Origin of the sequence: Polynucleobacter sp. es-GGE-1 (assembly GCF_018882005.1) — a bacterium.
Lineage (GTDB): Bacteria > Pseudomonadota > Gammaproteobacteria > Burkholderiales > Burkholderiaceae > Polynucleobacter.
Window position 1 is genome coordinate 1 of sequence record NZ_JACVPE010000018.1, and the last position, 2,090, is coordinate 2,090.

Here is a 2,090-nt window from a genome sequence, read left to right on the forward strand (position 1 = left end):
GCGGTATCCAATGGGAAACCGCCTTCATTTGCATTGGCGTTAAGACTAAAGCCAAGGGCGGTAACCAATACTGTTACTTGGCAGATGCCCATCAAAGTTTGCAGAATTCGTTTCATACTAGTTCCTAATTTCTTTTTACCAATATCTCAGAGGTAAATTAATGAGCCTCAAAAGTAACGCGAGTTGGAACTGGCTTAAATGTACCAAGCTTGCTCCAGAACGGCATTGCCAAAAAAAAGCCCAGATAATAAATCGTGCAAATCTGAGAAATCTTTTCAAATACTGGTGATGGCGGCTGAATGCCCAAATAACCCAAGATCACAAAGGTCACGACAAAAATGCCATAGATGTACTTATGAAACTGTGGACGATAGCGAATCGACTTCACAGGGGAATGATCTAACCATGGCAAGAAAAACATAATCACAACTGAGCCACCCATGATTACTACACCCCAAAATTTTGCGTCAAGCGCGTAGAAACCAGCAGCCAAAACCACTGCAATAGCAGCGCAAATACCTTTGATTTTGATATCTTTGGCGCTCATAGCAAACATTCCTAGAATCACGGCTAAGAAGATCCATAAAGGCAATAAGAAGTTAGACGTTGTTGCGCGCAACATTGAGTAGAAAGGCGTGAAATACCACACCGGTGCAATATGCGTTGGGGTCACAAATGGATTTGCTGGTATGAAGTTATTTGCCTCTAAGAAATATCCGCCCATTTCCGGCGCAAAAAATACGATGCAAGCAAACACCATCAAGAAGCCACCTAGATACATCACATCATGGACGCTATAGAAAGGATGAAATGGAATACCGTCAACAGGATGCCCATTCGCATCCAGAGTATTTTTAATTTCTACTCCATCTGGATTGTTAGAGCCTACTTCATGTAGCGCAAGAATATGGGCTGCAACCAAGCCAATCAATACCAATGGAATCGCAATCACGTGGAATGCAAAGAAGCGATTGAGGGTTGCATCGCCTACAACGTAATCTCCACGCAACCATAAAGAGAGGTCTGGACCAATGAATGGGATTGCAGAGAACAAGTTCACAATCACCTGAGCACCCCAGTAGGACATTTGGCCCCAAGGGAGGAGGTAACCGAAGAAAGCCTCGCCCATCAAGCACAAGAAGATCGCGCAACCAAAAATCCAAATGAGCTCACGTGGCTTACGATAGGAGCCGTAGATCAAACCACGGAACATGTGCATGTACACCACTACGAAGAACATCGAAGCGCCCGTAGAATGCATATAGCGAATCAACCAGCCCCATGGCACCTCGCGCATAATGTACTCAACAGATTCAAAAGCTTTGGCAGCATCTGGCTTGTAATTCATTACCAAGAAAATGCCAGTAATGATCTGAATCGCCAAAACAACAATGGCCAACGCGCCAAAGATATAGAAAAAATTTAGATTTTTTGGTGCGTAATACTCACTCATGTGACGCTTAAATGCATCCGTAACTGGCAAACGCGAATCTACCCATGCCATTAACTTTTGAGCTGAAGATGCACCAGCCGGAACTTGTTTTTCTTGAAATGCCATTTATTTCTCCTTAGGCCTTCTTATCATCGCCAACCAGAATCTTGGTGTCGCTTAAATACATATGTGGCGGCACTTCAAGGTTATCTGGGGCTGGTTTGTTCTTATACACGCGGCCTGCCATATCAAAGGTAGAACCATGGCATGGGCAAAGGAAGCCGCCTGGCCAAGTATTTGGTAATGACGGCTGAGCACCTGCTTCAAACTTAGGCGTTGGCGAGCAACCCAAGTGAGTACAGATACCTACCACCACCAAGTACTCAGGCTTAATTGAACGCCATTGGTTTTGGGCATAAGAAGGAGTAAATTGAGCTGGATCGCGCAATGAATCTGGATCAGCCAATTCACCATCAATTTTTGACAATTCAGCGACCTGCTCCGGAGTGCGACGTACAACCCATACTGGCTTGCCGCGCCACTCAACCATGCGCATTTCATCTGGCTTCATACCTGAAATATCGATCTCAACAGCAGCTCCAGCGGCTTTAGCACGCTCGGAAGGCTCAAAACTGTCTACAAAAGGGTATAGGGCTGC

Annotated in this window: 2 protein-coding genes; both read right to left on the minus strand. The window is 45.2% G+C overall.

Annotation, left to right across the window (positions count from 1 at the left end):
• Positions 1-157 precede the first annotated feature (157 nt).
• Positions 158-1,558 (minus strand): cytochrome bc complex cytochrome b subunit, encoded by a 1,401-nt coding sequence (locus ICN35_RS11320; RefSeq protein ID WP_216127724.1) that lies wholly within the window; start codon positions 1,556-1,558, stop codon positions 158-160.
• Between the two features lie 10 nt (positions 1,559-1,568).
• The coding region (gene petA, locus ICN35_RS11325; protein ID WP_216127727.1) for a ubiquinol-cytochrome c reductase iron-sulfur subunit at positions 1,569-2,090 on the minus strand (522 nt) is incomplete at its 5' end.

Coding starts and splice junctions, on each gene's coding strand:
- ICN35_RS11320 (WP_216127724.1), bottom strand. CDS start 1,558: ATGGCATTTCAAGAAAAACAAGTTCCGGCTGGTGCATCTTCAGCTCAA.